This window comes from Kribbella pittospori (genome assembly GCF_004331465.1).
Lineage (GTDB): Bacteria > Actinomycetota > Actinomycetes > Propionibacteriales > Kribbellaceae > Kribbella > Kribbella pittospori.
Window position 1 is genome coordinate 303735 of the sequence record NZ_SJKB01000001.1, and the last position, 15808, is coordinate 319542.

Annotated in this window: 16 protein-coding genes; 9 read left to right on the forward strand and 7 right to left on the reverse strand. The window is 68.4% G+C overall.

Annotation, left to right across the window (positions count from 1 at the left end; all coding sequences use genetic code 11):
* Nucleotides 1-81: 81 nt before the first annotated feature.
* Nucleotides 82-360, forward strand: coding sequence for a YciI family protein (locus E0H73_RS01485; RefSeq protein ID WP_131350192.1), 279 nt, complete (start codon nt 82-84; stop codon nt 358-360).
* Here the strand turns inward: E0H73_RS01485 and E0H73_RS01490 are convergent.
* Nucleotides 357-1577 carry a type II toxin-antitoxin system Phd/YefM family antitoxin gene (locus E0H73_RS01490; RefSeq protein WP_131350194.1) on the reverse strand — a complete coding sequence of 407 codons (1221 nt, stop codon included), beginning with the start codon at nt 1575-1577 and terminating at the stop codon, nt 357-359. The two genes, E0H73_RS01485 and E0H73_RS01490, sit on opposite strands and share 4 nt — an antisense overlap.
* Before the next feature lie 175 nt (nt 1578-1752).
* Between E0H73_RS01490 and E0H73_RS01495 the strand changes: the two genes are divergently transcribed.
* Nucleotides 1753-3279 (forward strand): helix-turn-helix domain-containing protein, encoded by a 1527-nt coding sequence (locus E0H73_RS01495; RefSeq protein WP_131350196.1) that lies wholly within the window; start codon nt 1753-1755, stop codon nt 3277-3279.
* Here E0H73_RS01495 and E0H73_RS01500 read toward each other — a convergent pair.
* Nucleotides 3244-4098 (reverse strand): alpha/beta hydrolase, encoded by an 855-nt coding sequence (locus E0H73_RS01500; RefSeq protein WP_131350198.1) that lies wholly within the window; start codon nt 4096-4098, stop codon nt 3244-3246. The two genes, E0H73_RS01495 and E0H73_RS01500, sit on opposite strands and share 36 nt — an antisense overlap.
* A gap of 84 nt (nt 4099-4182) precedes the next feature.
* On the opposite strand from E0H73_RS01500, the gene E0H73_RS01505 reads away from it, so the two are divergent.
* Nucleotides 4183-4809: a TetR/AcrR family transcriptional regulator gene (locus tag E0H73_RS01505; protein ID WP_131350200.1), complete on the forward strand. Its 627-nt coding sequence runs from the start codon at nt 4183-4185 to the stop codon at nt 4807-4809.
* Here the strand turns inward: E0H73_RS01505 and E0H73_RS01510 are convergent.
* Together E0H73_RS01510 and E0H73_RS01515 are read right to left on the reverse strand one after the other, a co-directional pair.
* On the reverse strand, nt 4749-6011 hold the full coding sequence (locus E0H73_RS01510) for an MFS transporter (protein ID WP_131350202.1): 1263 nt from the start codon (nt 6009-6011) through the stop codon (nt 4749-4751). The two genes, E0H73_RS01505 and E0H73_RS01510, sit on opposite strands and share 61 nt — an antisense overlap.
* Complete coding sequence (locus E0H73_RS01515) at nt 6008-6556, reverse strand: winged helix-turn-helix domain-containing protein (protein ID WP_238163748.1); 549 nt, start codon at nt 6554-6556, stop codon at nt 6008-6010. Before E0H73_RS01515 ends, E0H73_RS01510 begins: the two co-directional genes overlap by 4 nt.
* Before the next feature lie 72 nt (nt 6557-6628).
* On the opposite strand from E0H73_RS01515, the gene E0H73_RS01520 reads away from it, so the two are divergent.
* From E0H73_RS01520 to E0H73_RS01530, 3 genes are read left to right on the forward strand one after another with little or no spacing between them, the layout of a single operon-like run.
* Nucleotides 6629-7234, forward strand: coding sequence for a RibD family protein (locus E0H73_RS01520; RefSeq protein ID WP_131350206.1), 606 nt, complete (start codon nt 6629-6631; stop codon nt 7232-7234).
* Nucleotides 7235-7266: 32 nt separating this feature from the next.
* Nucleotides 7267-8493: a deoxyguanosinetriphosphate triphosphohydrolase gene (locus E0H73_RS01525; protein WP_131350208.1), complete on the forward strand. Its 1227-nt coding sequence runs from the start codon at nt 7267-7269 to the stop codon at nt 8491-8493.
* A gap of 10 nt (nt 8494-8503) precedes the next feature.
* Nucleotides 8504-9751, forward strand: coding sequence for an NAD(P)/FAD-dependent oxidoreductase (locus E0H73_RS01530; protein ID WP_131350210.1), 1248 nt, complete (start codon nt 8504-8506; stop codon nt 9749-9751).
* Here the strand turns inward: E0H73_RS01530 and E0H73_RS01535 are convergent.
* Entirely contained in the window at nt 9748-10611 is an 864-nt protein-coding gene (locus E0H73_RS01535) for a TolB family protein (protein WP_131350212.1), read from the reverse strand. The genes E0H73_RS01530 and E0H73_RS01535 overlap by 4 nt on opposite strands.
* A gap of 10 nt (nt 10612-10621) precedes the next feature.
* Nucleotides 10622-12256, reverse strand: a complete 1635-nt coding sequence (locus tag E0H73_RS01540) for a glycoside hydrolase family 99-like domain-containing protein (protein WP_131350215.1) — start codon at nt 12254-12256, stop codon at nt 10622-10624.
* Between the two features lie 64 nt (nt 12257-12320).
* Here E0H73_RS01540 and dnaG point away from each other — a divergent pair, with 64 nt between their 5' ends.
* Both dnaG and E0H73_RS01550 read left to right on the forward strand, forming a co-directional pair.
* Nucleotides 12321-14219, forward strand: a complete 1899-nt coding sequence (dnaG, locus tag E0H73_RS01545) for a DNA primase (RefSeq protein ID WP_131350217.1) — start codon at nt 12321-12323, stop codon at nt 14217-14219.
* 45 nt (nt 14220-14264) lie between these two features.
* Nucleotides 14265-14672, forward strand: coding sequence for a VOC family protein (locus E0H73_RS01550; RefSeq protein ID WP_131350219.1), 408 nt, complete (start codon nt 14265-14267; stop codon nt 14670-14672).
* Here E0H73_RS01550 and E0H73_RS01555 read toward each other — a convergent pair.
* A complete protein-coding gene (locus tag E0H73_RS01555; protein ID WP_131350221.1) occupies nt 14656-15276 on the reverse strand; it encodes a nucleotidyltransferase domain-containing protein in 621 nt (206 codons plus the stop codon). The genes E0H73_RS01550 and E0H73_RS01555 overlap by 17 nt on opposite strands.
* Before the next feature lie 22 nt (nt 15277-15298).
* On the opposite strand from E0H73_RS01555, the gene E0H73_RS01560 reads away from it, so the two are divergent.
* Complete coding sequence (locus tag E0H73_RS01560) at nt 15299-15769, forward strand: GNAT family N-acetyltransferase (protein ID WP_238163749.1); 471 nt, start codon at nt 15299-15301, stop codon at nt 15767-15769.
* The last annotated feature ends 39 nt before the right edge of the window (nt 15770-15808 follow it).

Sequence of the window (15808 nt, forward strand, 5' to 3'; positions counted from 1 at the left end):
CCTGAACCAGCCGCTGTGGCGGCTCGTGACTCCCTTCCCGCACCAAATCCGTTGCACAGCAGGCCAGGTAGGGTTTCTGCCATGGCCCAATATGTCGTGCAGCTGCGCTTCGACCTTGCCGAGACCGACCGCCGGATGGACGTCCGTCCGGCCCATCGCGATTACCTCACCGAGCTGAAGGCAGCAGGCAAGCTGGTCGCCGCCGGACCGTTCGCCGACCAGACCGGCGCGTTGCTCGTGTACGACGTCGCCGACGAGACCGAGCTTCGCGAGATCCTCGCCAAGGACCCCTACACCCCGGCGAACGTCTACGAGATCGCCACCCTCGCCGAGTGGCAGCCCCTGTTCCCGCTCAGCTAAACGTCCGCGCCTTCGAGGTCCAGGTGGTCGACGTACGCCCAGAGCCAGACCAGCGGGGCGAGCACCAGTTCGGGCTCGCCGTCCTCGTCGGCCACGAACACCATTGACGCCTCGCCGTTGGCGATGTCCTCGATCACCGCGTCGCAGACCTCGAGCGCGGCCTCGAACGGCAGCAGCGGGGGCCCGTTCTCCCAGCGCGGCTGGGGGAGCGGGAGCACCGGCGCCTCATCCGTCCCGTCCAGCTCGACCGAGACCTTCTGCAGCTCTTCGTACAGGTCGTAGGTGATCAGCCCGGCTAGCGGGCGCCCGTCGAGACCGATCAGGTACGGATCGTCGGAGCCCCCGCGGAAGTTGTCCCGCAGGTCCGCGAACGCCGCCTTGAGGTCGGTCGCCTCCAGGTACGGCGCCTCGTCCAGCTCCTCGCCTTCATCCTCGACCATGGTCAGCCCGCTGCGCATCTCGTCGAACTGGTGCAGCAGCGTGTTCAGCTCGTCGTACGCACCGCCGCCGGGAGCCTTCTGCGCTCGCGCCTCCAGGTCACGCAGGTGCTCGAGCAGGTCGTCCTCGAAGTGCAGCTCGTATCGCGGCAGCCCGGGCTCTCGGCCGGAGTTGATCTGGGCGACCAGTTGAGTCGACACCGGTCCGAGCCGCTCGGCCAGCACCTCCAGCGGCGTGGTCGGCTTCTCCTCGTCGTCATGCGCGCAGGAGTCGTCCTCGACCTTCCCGCCCTCGAGCGCGAGCAGCACCTGGAACGCCGGGAACGCGACCAGCGCCGCAGTCGCCATCATCCCGTCGCCGATCAGCATCAGCGGGTTCGCACCGGCTTCGGTCCGGCGCAGATGGTCCGGCATCAGCACGGCGGCCTGCTCGACGTTCACCTGGCTGGCCAGGGACGACAACCCGTGGTCGGCGTCGACCCCGAGCAACTCGACCAGCCGCTCCGAGCTCATGTCGAAGTTCGAACGCAGGTAGTACCGCAGCCAGCCGGCGTCGACCGGGTTGGCGAGCAGCTCCGCGACCCGGGCGCGGAAGTCGGCCAGGTCGGCGATCGCGAGCACCACCAGCACCGGCTGGTCGCCGTCGCCGATCACCAGCGGACGGGTGTCGCCGTTCTGGAACCCGTCGATCACCTGATGCAGGCTGTCCGCAGCCGCATCGAGCGGCCACGACTCCGCCTCGAACTCGTTCACCACCGCGGCGGAGGTGTCATCTGCCATCTGCTGGTCCTCTCCGGGTGGCGGCGGGAGTTGGGGGTAACTCTAGGCGGCGGTGGTTTCGACGGACGGTGAGGGGCCCGTCCGGGGGCCGGTGCCGGCACCGGCGTGACATTGGCTACGCTGGCACCGGCGGGTCGATGCAGAGGTATCTCACATGTGAGATAAGGTCCGGCGCATGACCGATGACTACCTGAGCCGGATCGGAAATCTCATCCGGGACGCCCGCAAGCATCGCGGCTGGACACAGACGCAACTGGCGGAAGTACTGAACACCAGCCAGAGTGCGGTGAACAGGATCGAAAAGGGTCATCAGAACCTCACCCTCGAGATGCTCGCCCGGATCGGCGAGGCCCTCGATTCCGAAATTGTCTCTCTCGGTGGCGGTCCGGTCCACCTCCGCGTCGCCGGTGGCCGGCAGCTTTCCGGGTCGATCGACGTCAAGTCCAGCAAGAACGCCGGCGTCGCGCTCCTGTGCGCCAGCCTGCTGAACAAGGGCCGCACCACACTGCGCAAGGTCGCCCGAATCGAAGAGGTCAACCGGCTGCTCGAGGTACTGAACTCGATCGGTGTCCGGACCACCTGGCTGAACGACGCCGGCGACCTGGAGATCGTCCCGCCGGCCCACCTCGACCTGGGCAGCATGGACGCCGAGGCGGCCCGTCGTACCCGCTCGATCATCATGTTCCTCGGCCCGTTGCTGCACCGCGAGGACACCTTCCAGTTGCCGTACGCCGGTGGCTGCGACCTCGGCACGCGGACCGTCGAGCCGCACATGGCGGCGCTGCGGCCGTTCGGGCTGGAGGTGAAGGCGACCGGCGGTGAGTACCACGCGGTGGTGAATCGGGCGCTGTCGCCGGGCAAGCCGATCGTGCTCACCGAGCGCGGTGACACCGTGACCGAGAACGCGATCATGGCCGCCGCCCGGCACGACGGCGTCACCGTGATCCGCAACGCCAGCTCCAACTACATGGTCCAGGACCTGTGCTTCTACCTCGACCTGCTCGGCGTCACGATCGACGGCATCGGTTCGACCACACTGACCGTGCACGGCAAGCCGGAGATCGACGTGGACGTCGACTACGCGCCGTCGGAGGACCCGATCGAGGCGATGAGCCTGATCACCGCGGCGGTCGTGACCGGCTCGGAGATCACGATCCGGCGGGCGCCGATCGAGTTCCTCGAGATCGAGCTGGCGCTGCTGGAGGAGATGGGCTTCGACTACAGCCGCAGCGCGGAGTACCTGGCCGAGAACGGCCGGACCCGGCTGGTCGACCTGACCACCCGGCCGTCCAAGCTGCACGCGCCGATCGACAAGATCCACCCGATGCCGTTCCCGGGCCTGAACATCGACAACCTGCCGTTCTTCGCGGTGATCGCGGCGACGGCGACCGGGCAGACGCTGATCCACGACTGGGTCTACGAGAACCGGGCGATCTACCTGACCGACCTGAACAAGCTCGGCGGCCGGGTCAAGCTGCTCGACCCGCACCGGGTGATGGTCGAGGGGCCGACGCACTTCTCCGGCGCCGAGATCATGTGCCCGCCGGCGCTCCGCCCGGCCGTCGTCACGCTGATCGCGATGATGGCCGCGAAGGGTACGTCGGTCCTGCGCAGCGTTTACGTGATCAACCGCGGCTACGAGGAACTGGCCGCCCGGCTGAACTCGCTAGGCGCTCAGATCGAGACCTTCCGCGACATCTGACACCCGCGCGTCCTGCAGGAAGGCGACCGCCTCGGTGATCACTTCCGGATCGGTCATGATCCGGCGGTGACCGAGGCCGGTCGTCGCGAGGAAATGCGCTCGCGGCCCGTAGGCCCGCAGCAGCACCCGCGCCTGCTGGGGATCCACGACGTCGTCCTCGTCGTTGTGGATCACCAGCAGGTCCGCGTCGGCGGTCGCCACCGAGAACCTGTCCCAGATCCGGGCGTCGCCGTCGAAGTACCCGCGCTCGATCGACCGCCGGAGTGCCTTGTTGGTCTTCGGTCCCAGGCCGAGCTCCCGGCAGAACGTGTCGGCCAGGTAGCCGAACTCGGCGACGCCGCTGATCATGACGAGTCGCCGGGCAGCGACGCCTTCGCGGACGGCGTAGAGCGCGAACGGTACGCCGAGGGAGTGGGCGATCACGCCCTCGAACGGGCCGTGGTGTTCCTCCAGCCCGCGGATGATGCGCTGGTAGCCGAGGATCGAGACGATCGGGCCGGGTGTGTCGCCGTGCCCGGGAGCGTCGAACGAGACCGGGCTGTAGCCGAGTTCGAGCAACCTGGCGACGAAACCGGCGTACCGCGACGCGCGTGAGCGCCAGCCGTGCACGAGCAGGACCGGGCGGCGGCCGTCACCCCAGGTGTAGGTGACGACGCCGTCGACGACCTCGACCCGCGCGGCCTCGTGGATCGCCCGCTCGGGCTCGCGCACCCGGCCGCGGCCCAGCGGCCGGCGCCAGAGCGCGAACGCGAGTCGCCCGGCCAACCGGGGAGAGAACCTCTCGACGGTCGACAGTCCGGCCCGGATCAGCTGCTTCATGTCTCCTCCTCAACAAACTATACGAACGGTCGTATTATTAGTTTGTCCGAAGCGCGGCGTCAACCGGCACTAGGATCGTGAGTCGTGGAAAAGGTCGACGGGCGGTTGGTACGAGGTGACCAGACCCGGCGCGCGGTGCTGCGCCGGTCGGTCGACATCGCCTCGGTCGACGGGCTCGAGGGACTGTCGATCGGGCGGCTCGCGACCGAGCTGGGGATCAGCAAGAGCGGCCTGTTCGCGCACTTCGGGTCGAAGGAGGAGTTGCAGCTCGCGACGATCCGGGCCGCACGCCGGATCTACGCCGACGAGGTGGTGACGCCGGCGTTCGAGGTCGAGCCGGGCCTCGGGCGGGTCTGGGCGATCAGCGAGTCCTGGCTGGACTACTCGAGCAGCCGGGTGTTCCCGGGTGGCTGCTTCTTCCAGAAGGTGTCGCACGAGTACGCCGGTCGCGACGGCGCCGTACACGACGCGCTCATCGACGTCCATGTCGAGTGGATGACGCTGATCGAGGAGACCGTCCAGGCGGCCGTCGACAGCGGCGAGATTGATGCCGACGCCAACCAGTTGGCCTTCGACCTGAACGCGTACTACGAGGCCGCCAACTTCGCGTCGATCCTGCACGACGACGGCAAGGCGTACGACCGTGCTCGTCAGGCCATCCGGTCCCGGCTGGAATCGGTCGTCGTCGCCGGTACGACGCTGCCGTGGTGAGTGGGGAGATCGCGGCGCCGGCGAATCGGTGAGCAGAGCAGGACCAGGCCCGCGAGCGGGACTCCCGCGGTCGTGATCCAGAGCGCCGGCTCGAGACCGAGCGTCTGGCCGAGTGTCCCACCGAGGAGTGCGCCCAGCGGGATCGTTCCGTAGTTGACGAATGAGCTCGTCGCGGTCAGGCGACCGAACAGGTCCGGTGGGCAGTAGGACTGCAGGAAGGTCGCCTTCACGACGTTGCCGCCGACGACGCCGAGGCTGACGCCGAAACCGCCGGCCAGGTACAGCCAGGGGCTCAGCGCGCTCAGCGGGATGAGCAGGGCGAGGGTCGGTAGCCCTAGCTCACAGATCAGCAGTGCTCGCGCCGTACCGAAGCGTGCGGCAAGCCGACGGCCTGCGAAGGCGCCGGCGACGCCTCCGCTCGTTGCCGCGGCCACCAATGCGCCGACCGTGCCTGCTGTCAGGCCGGCTTCGCGGACGAGGAACACGACGACGATGGCCTGATAGCCCATCAGGGCGAGGTTCGAGACCGCTCCGAAGATCGTCAGTGTCCGCAGCCAGACATCCCTTGCCACCAAGGCGATTCCGGCCCGGATCGCACCTGCTTGGCGGCCGGATGTCGTACGGCGTTCCCGGAATCCGATCGCGGCCAGGCAGATGAGAGCGACCAGGAACGTTGCGGCGTCGACGAGTAGTGCGTCGGCCGGGCCGGCCAGTTGGACGACCAGGCCACCACAACCCAGACCGGCGATCTGGGCGGCAGACTCGCTGCCGTGGAGTTTGGCGTTGCCTTCGGCGTGATCGGCCGGGTCGACGAGGGTGGGCAGGTAGGCGGTGTACGCGGTCTGGAAGACGACCGCGGCGGCGCCGGCCAGCATCGCGGCGGCCAGCAGCAGCTGGATCGTGAGTACGTCGGCCCAGGCGGCGAGGGGGAGCGCGGCGAAGAGTACGAACGATGCGGCCGAGGAGCCCAGCAGGACCGGGCGACGGTGCACCCGGTCGATCCAGGCTCCGGCCGGCAGTCCGATCAGCAACCAGGGCGCCCAGGCGGCCGCGGTCAGCAGGCCGACCTGGAAGGTGGTTGCCTGGAGCATCGAGATCGCGATCAGCGGGAGCGCCACCGACGAGGTCGCCGACCCGAACCGGCTGATCGTCTCGCCGGTCCAGAGCAGCCGGAAGTCCCGGTGCCGCCGGAGCAGGCTCATGATCGGCGCGGGAAGGACTGCAGTTGCACGATCACCCGCTCGGTGTCCTCGCCTGCGGGTTCCATGCTGCTGTACTGCTCGACGACCGCGGCGATCTCTTCGTTGAGGTTGTGCAGCTGCGCCGGAGTGAGGTGCAGATCGCGCCAGTCCGACAGTGCGGCCACATGCTGCCACTCGGCGGACCAGTTCTCGTCGACGTACGCGCGGACGCGATCGAAGTACCGCTCGACCAGGTCGCTCAAGTAGACCTTCAACGCGCCGCTGGTTTCGGGATCGTCGCGGAACTCTCCCGGATCCAGGACTGTCTGCCGCGCCGCGAGTCGCCACCAGCGCTCGCGTTTGGTGCCGCGCTCGACGTCCTCCTCGAGGTAGCCGTGCTCGGCGAGCAGCCGCAGGTGCCAGCTGATCGTGCCGGTGCTCTCGCCCAGCCGGGCCGCCAGGCTGGTGGAGGTCGCCGGGCCGTCGAGCTCGATTGCCTCCAGGATGCTCATCCGCAGCGGGTGGGCGAGTCCGCGCAGACTGCGGGCGTCGATCCGTCGTCGCATGATTGCAGAGTAGTCTCTGCAAAGGAGTCTCTGCAACATCGGTTGTCGGTGGCGGCTCCTAGCGTTCTCAGCATGCGGCCTCAGGTGGTGGCTCAGGTGGCGGTGTCGCTGGACGGCAGGACGTCCGGATTCGACGCCGACCTCGCGCGGTTCTATGCGCTCGCGACGTTGTGGCAGGAGGACGTCACGCTGGTCGGCGCGGACACGATCCTGGCCCAGGAGGCCGCGGTTCGCGCCGCGCCGCATCCCGGTCCACGGCCGGCCGCGCCGCTGCTCGCCGTCGTGGACAGCCGAGCGCGCGTCCGCGAGTGGGAAGGGCTGCGGCAACTCGGCCACTGGTCCGACGTTCTCGCCCTGTACGCCGACCAGACGCCAGCCCGACCGCCAGATGCGATGATCCGCGAGCTTGTCACCGGATACGACCGAGTCGATCTGGCCGAGGTGCTCGATGTCCTCGGTGATCGTGGCGCCAAGACCGTCCGCGTCGACTCCGGTGGCACGCTGATCGCCGTACTGCTCGAGTTGGGTCTCGTCGATGAAATCGCGCTGCTGGTCCATCCCGTGGTCGTTGGGTCCGGACAGCGATGGTGCGGGTTGGAGGAGGTGCCGCTACGCCATGCCGGCACAGAGGTCTTCGAAGGCGGCATCGTCTGGCTCCGGTACTGCGTCTCCGCCTGAACTGTCGGTGCCGGCCGCTACTGTGAGCGGTGATGAGGAAGCAGCACGAGTGGTACGACGAGCATGACGCCGAGCGCTGGGTGGCGGAGCCGGTCAAACGACCGGGCCGGACTGCTTTCGCTCGCGACCGTGCGCGAGTGCTGCACAGCGCGGCGCTGCGGCGGCTCGCGGCCAAGACCCAGGTGGTGACGGCTGGGAGCGACGACTTCGTCCGTAACCGGCTGACGCACAGTCTGGAGGTCGCGCAGATCGGCCGCGAGCTGGCCCTCACGCTCGGCTGCGACCCGGACATTGTCGACGCGGCGTGCCTCTCGCACGACCTCGGCCACCCGCCGTTCGGTCACAACGGCGAGCGCGCGCTCGACCAGGTGGCGGCCGACATCGGCGGCTTCGAGGGGAACGCGCAGACACTGCGACTGCTGACCCGGCTGGAGTCCAAGACGTTCGACTCGGCCGGCCGCAGCGTCGGCCTGAACCTGAGCCGCGCCACGCTGGACGCCGCGACGAAGTACCCGTGGTCCCGCCGCGCCGGCGAGCGCAAGTTCGGCGTGTACGACGACGATCTCGCCGTCTTCACCTGGTTGCGCCAGGGCGTCGGTGAGCAGCGGTGTCTGGAAGCGCAGGTGATGGACTTCGCCGACGACGTGGCGTATTCGGTGCACGACGTCGAGGACGGGATCGTTGCCCACCACATCGACCTGGCGCAGGTCGGTGCGGACCGGGCGCCGTACTGGGAGACGGTCCGGCAGATGTATTTGCCGGAGGCAACGGATGCGGAGTTGGATGCGGGTTGGCGGCGGCTGACGTCGCTGGCCTACTGGCCGGCGGCTCCGTTCGACGACAGCCGGCGCGCGCTCGGCGGGTTGAAGGATCTGACCAGTCAGCTGATCGGCCGCTTCGCGACGGCAGCCGAGCAGGCGACGCACGCGGTCTTCGGCCGCTCGCGGCTGATCCGCTACGAGGCGGATCTGGTCGTGCCGGACGGCATCCGGGTGGAGATCGGCCTGCTGAAGGGCGTCGGCATGTTCCACGTGCTCAACTCGCCCGAGCGGCAGGCACGGCGCGCCACCCAGCGCGAGTTGCTCACCGAGCTCGTCGAAGCCCTGTGGAAATCCGCTCCGCGACACCTTGACACCGCGTTCGCCGCGGACTTCGCCGAGGCCGAGGACGACGGCGCGCGGCTGCGCGTCATCGTCGACCAGGTCGCGTCGCTGACTGACCCGTCAGCTCTTGCCTGGCACACGTCGTTGAAGGGTTAATCTGCTGGGTATGAGTGACGCAGACCAGCAGCCCATTGTCATCGTCGGCGCGAGTCTCGCGGGTGCGACCGCGGCCGAGGAGCTTCGGAACGACGGTTGGACCGGAGGCATCGTCCTGATCGGCAGCGAGACCCGGCTGCCGTACGAGCGACCACCGCTGTCCAAGGGGGTGCTGCTCGGCAAGGACGAGACAGACGTCGCGCAACTTCACGACCAGCAGTGGTACGACGACAACAAGATCGACCTGCGGCTCGGCAAGACCGTCACCAGCATCGATGCCGCCGGCCACACCGTCAGCCTGGACGACGGCTCGCAGGTGTCCTACGGCAAGCTCCTGATCGCGACCGGCAGCCGGGTCCGGCGTCTCGACGTACCCGGTGGTGACCTGGCCGGGATCCACTATCTGCGGACGGCCGAGGAGTCGCAGGCGCTGGACGACGCGTACGTCGCCAAGCCGCGCGTGGTCGTGGTGGGCGCGGGCTGGATCGGCCTCGAGTCGGCGTCGGCCGCTCGGGAGCGCGGCTCCGAGGTGACGGTCGTCGAGCCGCAGTCGACCGCGTTGGCGTCCGTGCTCGGTGAAGAGGTCGGCGAGTTGTTCGCCGAGTTCCACCGCCGGCACGGGGTGCAGTTCCGGTTCGGCACCGGGGTCGAGGGTTTCGAGGGCACCGACAAGGTCACCGGTGTACGGCTCTCCGGTGGCGAGGTCATCCCGGCGGACCTGGTGGTCGTCGGCGTCGGCGTACAGCCGAACACCGAGCTCGCCGCCGAGGCCGGCATCGAGGTCGCGACCCGGGACAACGGCTCCGGCATCGTCACCGGCTCCGACCTGAAGACGTCGGTCGCGGACGTCTACGCCGCCGGCGATGTCGTGCGCTGGGACCACCCGCTGTTCGGCCGGTCGGTCCGGGTGGAGCATTGGCAGAACGCGAAGGACAGCGGTGTCGCGGCGGCCAAGGCGATGCTCGGCCAGGAGGTCGCGCACGACGCGATCCCGTACTTCTTCACCGACCAGTTCGACCTCGGCATGGAGTACGCCGGTGAGATTCCGCGCGGGACGTCGTACCAGGTGGTGCTGCGCGGCGACCCGAAGTCCGGTGCCTACTTCGCGTTCTGGCTGGACGACGATCGGCACGTCCTGGCCGGCATGCACGTCAACAACTGGGACACGATCGACGCGATCCAGGACCTGATCCGCTCGGGTAAGCAGGTCGACCCGGCCCGCCTCGCGGACCCCTCGGTGGAGCTCTCCGAGGTCTAAACCGGATAGGCGACGTACGCGAAGGACAGGCTGTCCGGCGACCAGCTCGGCACGTTCATCGTGCCCTGGCCGCCGAACAGCGTCCCGAGCTCGCGGATCTCGCCGCCGGGGCTGAGCAACCGAAGGCGTACGTCGTCCACATCCGCGGGATGACCCAGCGTGCCGGACGGGAAGCTGACGTAGGCGATCACCGACCCGTCCGGTGCGGGGTGCGGGAACCAGTTGACCCGCTCGTCGAACGTCAACTGCTCGACCTCACCCGTACTCACCGAGATCCGGAACAGCTGTGCGTGCCCCGGCTCCGTTGAGGCACGCTCAGAGTTGAAGTAGATCCACTTCCCGTCCGGGCTGTACTCCGACCCGTCGTCGGCATGCTCGTCGTTCGTCACCTGAACGTCGGCCCCGCCGGCGGCCGGGATCGTCCACACGTTGGCGATCCGGCGCGCGTCGACCTGCTCCAGGCCGATGTACGCCAGCGTCTTCCCGTCCGGCGACACCCCGTGCAGGTAGTGGTGGAAGCCCGGTCCGCGGTCGTTGGTCACCCGTCGTCCAGGCCCGCCGCTCAGCGGTACGGCGTACAGGTGACCGTCGTCGGCCGACACGTACACCGTCGTCCCGTCCGGGCTCACCACGTGATCGTTGTTGATCGCCGGAACTCCGCCGAGCTCGATCTCCTCGAGCTCGCCGGTTCCGAGGCGAAACAGCCGGCCGTCGCCGTTGACGATCAGCTGTCCGTCGGGCGTCCAGTTGGGCGCTTCGAAGAGCAGGGTGGATGAGCTGTGGACCAGCCGGCGATCGCCAGTGGCGATGTCGACGACGTACAGCTCGGAGCGTTGACCGGGGCGCAGGGTTCGTGGCACGGCACCCAATCTATGCCGGGGGAATTCCTTCCGGCACAGCGACACAGCCCGGGCCGTGGAGTTGGAGCTCGGTGTGGAGGATGTCGAGGTACGCGCAGCCGTCGCGTTCGTTGGGCTCGATGATCCCGCCCTCGTGCCACTCGTTCCACGCGTAGAGGAACAGGTAGTTGTCCACAGTCGACGGCCGGGTCGAGGTCGCCATGTCGGCAGTCGCGTTGCGGACCGCCTGGCGGTAGCCGTCGAACGACTGGTCCGGCATCCACCGGATCGCGTTCACGTCGGGCGTCTCGATCGGGTACCGCGGCCGCTCGTCGAAGTCGGACAGCACGCAGCGGCCGTACGCACCCGGCGCCTGGTTGTAGAACGCTCGCTGACCCTGCAGGTACGTCGCGTACGAGCGGCTCTCCACGGCCGGACCGTCGGTCGTGCAGTACGGCGCATCGGCGCCGGCGGCCGGCACCTGCTTCGGGTCGAAGCCGGCCTGGTTGATCATCACGTAGATGTCCTCGCCGAGCTGGCTGCGAGCCTTCGCCCGGACCGCGTCGACGAACTGCTTCACCTGCGCGTTGCTGCCGTCGCCGAGTCCGCGGGCGTCGCAGATGTTGAGGATCTTGCGGCCGTCGTTCGTCCGCAGTGTGTTGTCCTGCCCGAGGAAGCGCATCAGGTTCGTGGCCACTGCGTCGTACTGCGTGGTCGGGATCTTCAGCGTGTCGTACGGGTGGGCGCAGACGCCGACGGTGAAGTCGATGCTCTCCTTGTTCCGGGCCTGCAGGAACGCGTCCAGCGCGGCCGCGGTGACGGTCTGCTGCTGCTTGGTGTTGTCCCAATACCAGTAGAAGTTGAAGAAGCTCAGCCCGGCCGACGTCGCCTGGGTGATGTGCTTCTCCAGCGTCGCCGGCTGCGAGTCGTCGTAGTACCCGATGGACGGCTTCAGGTACGACCAGTCCTCGCCGGGCCAGTTGTCGGTGGCGTAGTGGGTGCCGTCGTGGAAGTCGCGGACGCCGCCCCACCAGTCGTTGTCGCGTCCGTAGATCTCCTTGGTACGAGCGATGATCGTCCCGTGGCCGTGGATGTTGAACATGCCGAAGTACACGGCGCCGGCGCGGATCCAGGTCTGGTGGACGTACCCGACCGGGCCGTCGAGCGTGTAGCCGGCGTTCAGGAGTTCGGTGGTCTTCGACTCCGGCGCCAGGCGCCACTCCTTGCCGTTGGTGAACCGGCGGAGCTGGATCAGGCCGGGGCCGGGCTGCTGGGCGACGTACCCGGCGGTGCCTTCGAGGATCCACTTCTGCTGGACCAGCGCGTCGCGCTCCTGCGTGGAGGAGGTGAAGAGCCACTTGGTCGCGGTCGCCGTCGGCTTGAGCCGGAAGAGCGGCGTCTCACCGGTCTGCTGCACCTTGCCGAGGAACCCGACCTGGCCGGGCTGGCGCTTGTACCCCGCACCGGTCGCCGCGGCGAGTTCGCGCGGATCGGCGGTGTAGAGGCGGCCGACGCCGCCCGGGGCGACGAGTTCGACGAAGGGTCTCGGCTGGGCCGGGCGGGTGGCCGCCTGGGCCTGCGGTGGATCTTGGTTCTGGTCCGCGATCGCGGGTCCGGCGGTCAGGATCACGGCGGTGAACGCCGCGGCAAGAGCAAGAAGGCGCACGTACTTTTCCCCAGTTCGTCCTCCCGTGGCCGGGAGTGCTTGCCGATGATCGTAGACTCACGGGGTGGCAGGCCGGATCAAGGACGAGGACATCGCGCTGGTGCGCGAGCGCGCCCGGATCGACGACATCGTCGGCTCGTACGTGACCTTGAAGAACGCCGGCGGTGGTTCGCTGAAGGGGTTGTGCCCGTTCCACGACGAGAAGTCGCCGTCGTTCAACGTCACCCCGGCCCGCGGGTTCTTCTACTGCTTCGGCTGCCAAGAGGGCGGCGACGTCATCGACTTCATCCAGAAGATCGACCAGATCACCTTCAGCGAAGCGGTCGAGACGCTGGCCTCGAAGGTCGGCATCCAGCTCCGGTACGACGACTCCGGCGCGCCGATGCAGCGCGGCCCGGGGAACCAGCGGCCGCGGCTCGTCGAGGCGCACAAGGTCGCCGCGGAGTACTTCGTGGAGCAGTTGTTCGGCGCCGCCGACGCGGCGGCCGGGCGGCAGTTCCTGGACCAGCGCGGGTTCGACAAGGACGCGGCCGTGTACTTCGGGGTCGGGTTCTCGCCGCGCGGCGGTGAGGCGCTGACGGCGCACTTGCGTGGCCGCGGCTTCACCAACGCCGAGCTGGTCGCCTCTGGGTTGTCCGCCGACGGCCAGCGCGGGCTGTACGACCGGTTCCGCGGCCGGCTGATGTGGCCGATCCGGGACGCGTCGTCCGACGTGATCGGGTTCGGGGCCCGCCGCCTGTTCGATGACGACCGGATCGAAGCGAAGTACCTGAACACGCCCGAGACGCCGATCTACAAGAAGTCCAAGGTCCTGTACGGCGTCGACCTCGCCCGCCGGGAGATCGCGAAGGGCCGCCAGGCCGTGGTCGTCGAGGGTTACACCGACGTGATGGCGTGTCACCTGGCCGGGGTGCAGACGGCGGTTGCGACCTGCGGGACGTCGTTCGGCGACGACCACGCCCGGGTGCTGCGGCAACTGCTGCTGGATCACGACCAGTTCCGCGGCGAGGTGATCTTCACCTTCGACGGTGACGAGGCCGGCCAGCGAGCGGCGCTCAAGGCATTCGCGGGCGACCAGGCTTTCGCCTCGCAGACGTATGTCGCAGTCGAGCCGGACGGGCTCGACCCGTGCGACGTGCGATTGCAGAAGGGTGACGCCGCGGTTCGGGAGCTGATCGGCCGGCGTGTGCCGCTGTACCGGTTCGTGCTGACCAACGTGCTGTCGAAGTACGACCTGGACCGCGCGGACACGCGAATCGACGCGCTGCGCGAGGCCGCCAAGCTGGTGGTCAGCATCCGCGACCGGTCGAAGGTGGACTCGTTCACCCGCGAGCTGGCCGGGCAACTCGGCATGGAGGTCGACCAGGTCCGGTCCGAGGTCTACCGCGCTGCGTCGCGAGGGCCGGAGCCGGTCGGGGACCGCCGTACTCCGGTGGGTCAGCCTGAGGTCGCGGCGCCGCCGCCTCGCGTCGACATCCCGTCGCCGCGGGATCAGCGGTTCGTGATCGAGTGGGACGTTCTGAAGATCGCGATGCAGCATCCCGCGCTGGTCGGGGTCGCGTTCGACGAGTTGGACGATCACGACTTCACCCATCCGTGGCTGGCCGCGGTTCGGTCGGCGATGTCGAAGGCCGGTGGGCCGTCGGCCGCGCCGGCGGCTGAGGCGTGGGTGGTCGCCGTACGCGATGCCATCGGCAACGATCCTGCCGCCGCGGTCGTGAGCGCCCTCGCGGTCGACCCGCTGCGACTGGGTCGTGAACCGGATGAGGCTTATGCGTTGGCGTTGCTGGCTCGGCTGCAGGAGCTGACGTGTGCGCGGCGGATCCAGGACCTCAAGTCCAAGCTGCAGCGGACGAACCCGATCGACCGAGCCGACGACTACAACAAGATGTTCGGCGAGCTGATCGCCCTCGAGGCCTACCGCTCCGACCTCCGCAAGAAGGCTATCTCCGGGGCGCTCTGACGTCCCTCTGTGTGAGCATTCCGGCCGCGTGATGGATGCTGGGGTATGCCCGATGACGGACTCCTGCGACGAGTCGACGCCGTACAGGTCCCGGTCCCGAGCCTGGACGAAGGCCTCGCCTTCTACGTCGAAGCCCTCGGTCACCGCCTCCTCTGGCGGAACGACGACCTGGGCCAAGCCGGCCTCAAACTCCCGGACGGTGACAGCGAACTGGTGCTGACCACGACCAGTCCCTACGAGCCCAACTGGCTGGTCGACGACGTACCCACGGCCATCACCACCATCACCAAACACGGCGGCACCGTCGTGACCGGCCCCTTGGACATCCCCGTCGGCCGAGTAGCCGTTGTCCAAGACCCTTTCGGCAACCCCCTCGTCCTCGTAGACCTGTCCAAAGGCCTCTACGCCACCACCCCCGACGGCACCATCACCGGCGTCAGTCCAGGGACTTGATCCAGGGATGGTCGGGGCCCTTGGTTTTCGTCAGCGCTGCTGCGAGCCAACTGCGTGCGTTGGCATCGAGTTGGGGTGCGGTGGCTTCGAAGTCGGCCTGGTCCTTCGGGCGGGTTTGCAAGCCCTTGAAGAGCAGGACGAGCTCTGGCCGGAGGTATGGAATGCCGTCTGGGGTGTAGGCGATCGACTCGTCGTACGGCTTGTGGACGGCGCGGTCGAGGGCGCAGATCCAGTTCGCGCCGTCGTCCGGACAACGCATCACGTCGACGCGCCACTTCCCGGTGGCCGGATCGCGCACCATCGTCTGCTGGTACTCGAAGTACGCGCCACCGGCGCCGTCGACCGGCCAGAACCCTTCCCGTCCAGCGACGAAGAACTCGTACGCCGACAGCCGCTCCCGCAGTACGTCGAAATCCCATAAGGGCGTCGCGATCTCCAGATCCTCATGAGCGCGTGTCTGGTGTCCGCGGAACAGATCCAGCGCCCAACCACCGACCACACACCACCGCGCGTCCACTCCCGCAAGCAGCTTGGAGATCTCGTCGGGCCGCCACGCGTCCCACGTCTCGGGTCCCCACTCCAACTGCACCGGCTCAGCCAACATCCCGCGAGCGTAACCTTCGAGGGTGGCGGACGTGACGATCTCGGCGGCGGTGGAGGCGGACGAACGAGCGAGCACTACCGCGCGGCTCCTGAGTCAACTGCCCGCCTGGTTCGGGATGGCAGACGCAAATGATGCCTACGTGAAAGCAGCGCGCGAGCTCCCCGCCCTGATCGCCCGGGCCGGAGGCGAGACCGTCGGCATCCTGCTGCACCACCGGCATTTCCCCGAGGCAGCCGAGATCCACCTGATGGCGATCTCGCCGGCGTGGCACCGTCGAGGCATCGGCAGCGCCATGATCGGGAAGCTCGCTGCCGACTTACGTCTCGACGCCTGCCAGATCCTGCAGGTGAAGACGTTGGGCCCAAGCCACCCCGACCCCAACTACGCCAGGACCCGCGCGTTCTACCACTCCGCCGGCTTCCTCCCGCTCGAGGAAACCTCAGCCCTCTGGCCGGGCAACCCGTGCCTGCTGATGGTCAAACTCCTCGCCTGACGACACCGGCGGAGGTGTCACCCGAGTGGGGTGAGGCGA

Bases quoted from the DNA above. Each gene is read 5' to 3' on its own strand.
- E0H73_RS01485 (WP_131350192.1), top strand. From the start codon at position 82: ATGGCCCAATATGTCGTGCAGCTGCGCTTCGACCTTGCCGAGACCGAC.
- E0H73_RS01490 (WP_131350194.1), bottom strand. From the start codon at position 1,577: ATGGCAGATGACACCTCCGCCGCGGTGGTGAACGAGTTCGAGGCGGAG.
- E0H73_RS01495 (WP_131350196.1), top strand. From the start codon at position 1,753: ATGACCGATGACTACCTGAGCCGGATCGGAAATCTCATCCGGGACGCC.
- E0H73_RS01500 (WP_131350198.1), bottom strand. From the start codon at position 4,098: ATGAAGCAGCTGATCCGGGCCGGACTGTCGACCGTCGAGAGGTTCTCT.
- E0H73_RS01510 (WP_131350202.1), bottom strand. From the start codon at position 6,011: ATGAGCCTGCTCCGGCGGCACCGGGACTTCCGGCTGCTCTGGACCGGC.
- E0H73_RS01515 (WP_238163748.1), bottom strand. From the start codon at position 6,556: ATGCGACGACGGATCGACGCCCGCAGTCTGCGCGGACTCGCCCACCCG.
- E0H73_RS01520 (WP_131350206.1), top strand. From the start codon at position 6,629: ATGCGGCCTCAGGTGGTGGCTCAGGTGGCGGTGTCGCTGGACGGCAGG.
- E0H73_RS01525 (WP_131350208.1), top strand. From the start codon at position 7,267: ATGAGGAAGCAGCACGAGTGGTACGACGAGCATGACGCCGAGCGCTGG.
- E0H73_RS01530 (WP_131350210.1), top strand. From the start codon at position 8,504: ATGAGTGACGCAGACCAGCAGCCCATTGTCATCGTCGGCGCGAGTCTC.
- E0H73_RS01550 (WP_131350219.1), top strand. From the start codon at position 14,265: ATGCCCGATGACGGACTCCTGCGACGAGTCGACGCCGTACAGGTCCCG.
- E0H73_RS01555 (WP_131350221.1), bottom strand. From the start codon at position 15,276: ATGTTGGCTGAGCCGGTGCAGTTGGAGTGGGGACCCGAGACGTGGGAC.